This window comes from Streptomyces sp. NPDC006602 (genome assembly GCF_042870385.1).
GTDB lineage: Bacteria > Actinomycetota > Actinomycetes > Streptomycetales > Streptomycetaceae > Streptomyces.
The window spans coordinates 1-1,824 of the sequence record NZ_JBIAHG010000041.1 but is presented as its reverse complement, the minus strand read 5'-3'; the positions used below and the strand labels follow the sequence as shown (position 1 = coordinate 1,824).

Genomic DNA, 1,824 nt, shown 5'->3' with positions numbered 1-1,824 from the left:
CACGCTGCACAACGGCCAACTCGTGTGGATGTTCGTCGGCAACACGGCGGGGTTCGGGCACGGTATCAACGATGGCCGCCCGTTCTGGACCGGCGACTTCAACGGTGACGGCAGCACGGACATCGTCTTCTACTACCCCGGCGACGACAACTGGTGGCTCGGCACCCTCCAGAACGTTCCTGGGGAGAACGCGCAGTGCAGGCCGCTCCGCTCCCAGATCTCCTCCCAGGAAGCGGAGATTCGCCAACTGCAACAGCTCAGGAACGGTCTCGACCCACGCGACCTCCTGGACCGGCAGGAGATCCGCGAGCTCAACCGGCAGATCACAGCACTGCGCCAGCAGATCACCCAAGAACAGCAGGAGATGGCGGGCTTGCAGTGCCCGGCTGTGCCCAACCCCGGCGGGCTCCAGCTGACCTGGACCCTCGTCGGCAACACCATCGGCTTCGGACACGCCATCAACGATGGCCGCCCGTTCTGGACCGGCGACTTCAACGGCGACGGCCACACCGACGTCCTCTTCCACCACCGAGGCGACCTGAACTGGTGGCGCGGGAGCATAGTGGGAGATGCACTGAGCTGGACGAAGGCGGGCAACTGGTAGGCGGTGAGGACGAGCATGCGGACGCACCTGCGCTGCTGCATCGAGCTGCCCACCGCGGCCGCGCTCGGCCCAGCGACGCGGGTGCACCTCACCGTGGAGGACGTGTCCCTGTCCGACGCCCCCGCATCCACTGTCCTCCACCGCGCCTTCGCGCTCTCCGATCCCACCTCGGGCCCGTACGAAACGGACCTCACGCTCCCCTCGCCGCAGGCCCGCTACGCAATCCGCATACACATCGACGTCTCCGGCGACGGCCGGATCACCCCGGGCGACTACGTGAGCACAGCCCAGCACACCCTCGCACCCGGAAAACGGACGACGGAGCTCCGGGTGCCGGTCACGTGCGTGTCCCCGCAACCTGACGCGGAATGACGCAGGGACCTGGCTTGCCAGCCAGCGTCGGCTTCCCGGCTCCGGAGGGCCCGATGACCACCACCAGCGCGTTCATCAGGCAGGTCCGGATACAGCGGCGGAGTCAGCCGGCGCGCTCTCCGGACACCATGCCGCTCACGACACGCTCAGCCTCTTCCGGCTACTCGCTGAGGACTGCGTAGAGCGCGGCGGTTTCGGCGAATGCTGTGACGGGCGGTGACGAGGTCATGCGCGTTCTCCTTCGGGACCCAGGACGCGGGTGGCCCAGTAGAGGCGGACAGGGACGTGGTCGGTGATCAGGCAGCCGCGTCGTGCAGCGGGCCGGAGGTGTCGCCGTCGCCGTCCTCATCAAGGCGTTCGGCGGACGGGGAGAGCAGGTGAGCAGCTGCGCGATGCCGGCAAGGACGCCTTCCTGCGGGGCGTCCTCGCGGTGCAGCTCACGCAGGAGCTGCGCGAGCTCCTGGTCGGTGACGTCGTCGGCGAGTTCGTCCTCGATCTGCTGCAGGGCGAGGCGGGCGATCCCGGCGGAGGCGCGGACCCGGTCCACGCGGGTACGGGGCGTGGTCATCGCAGCCGCCGTCACAGTGCGGCGCCGACTGCGACGAGTGCGAGCAGCGCCAGGGCGGCGAGGCTGAGGTGCACCGCGTGGCGCAGGCGCGTGAACTTGGCGACGGCGATGGTCGACAAGACACGGATGCGGGCCGGGCGGATGTCGCCGTCCATGCAGGCGCGGATCTCGTCTTCGTCGACCTGTGAACCGCCCCGGTTCGAATGGAGACTCGATTTCATGAAAGGATCGAGTCATGGCACGACCTTCCCGTTACCCGCTTGAGCTCCGCCGTCGTGCG

General features: G+C 68.4%; 4 protein-coding genes. 2 read left to right on the top strand and 2 right to left on the bottom strand.

The window, feature by feature from the left end:
* Nucleotides 1-604 (top strand): hypothetical protein (locus ACFYO2_RS43585; protein ID WP_388361390.1); only part of this gene is annotated, 604 nt, incomplete at its 5' end.
* A 15-nt stretch (nucleotides 605-619) separates the two neighbouring features.
* The gene (locus ACFYO2_RS43580) at nucleotides 620-976 is read left to right on the top strand and encodes a hypothetical protein (protein ID WP_388361387.1); all 357 of its coding nucleotides are present in this window, start codon (nucleotides 620-622) and stop codon (nucleotides 974-976) included.
* Between the two features lie 160 nt (nucleotides 977-1,136).
* Here the strand turns inward: ACFYO2_RS43580 and ACFYO2_RS43575 are convergent, their stop codons facing one another.
* Both ACFYO2_RS43575 and ACFYO2_RS43570 read right to left on the bottom strand, forming a co-directional pair.
* On the bottom strand, nucleotides 1,137-1,544 hold the full coding sequence (locus tag ACFYO2_RS43575) for a hypothetical protein (RefSeq protein WP_388361385.1): 408 nt from the start codon (nucleotides 1,542-1,544) through the stop codon (nucleotides 1,137-1,139).
* A gap of 11 nt (nucleotides 1,545-1,555) precedes the next feature.
* Nucleotides 1,556-1,765, bottom strand: a complete 210-nt coding sequence (locus ACFYO2_RS43570) for a hypothetical protein (protein ID WP_388361382.1) — start codon at nucleotides 1,763-1,765, stop codon at nucleotides 1,556-1,558.
* Nucleotides 1,766-1,824: the final 59 nt, after the last annotated feature.

Coding starts and splice junctions, on each gene's coding strand:
- ACFYO2_RS43580 (WP_388361387.1), top strand. CDS start 620: ATGCGGACGCACCTGCGCTGCTGCATCGAGCTGCCCACCGCGGCCGCG.
- ACFYO2_RS43575 (WP_388361385.1), bottom strand. CDS start 1,544: ATGACCACGCCCCGTACCCGCGTGGACCGGGTCCGCGCCTCCGCCGGG.
- ACFYO2_RS43570 (WP_388361382.1), bottom strand. CDS start 1,765: ATGAAATCGAGTCTCCATTCGAACCGGGGCGGTTCACAGGTCGACGAA.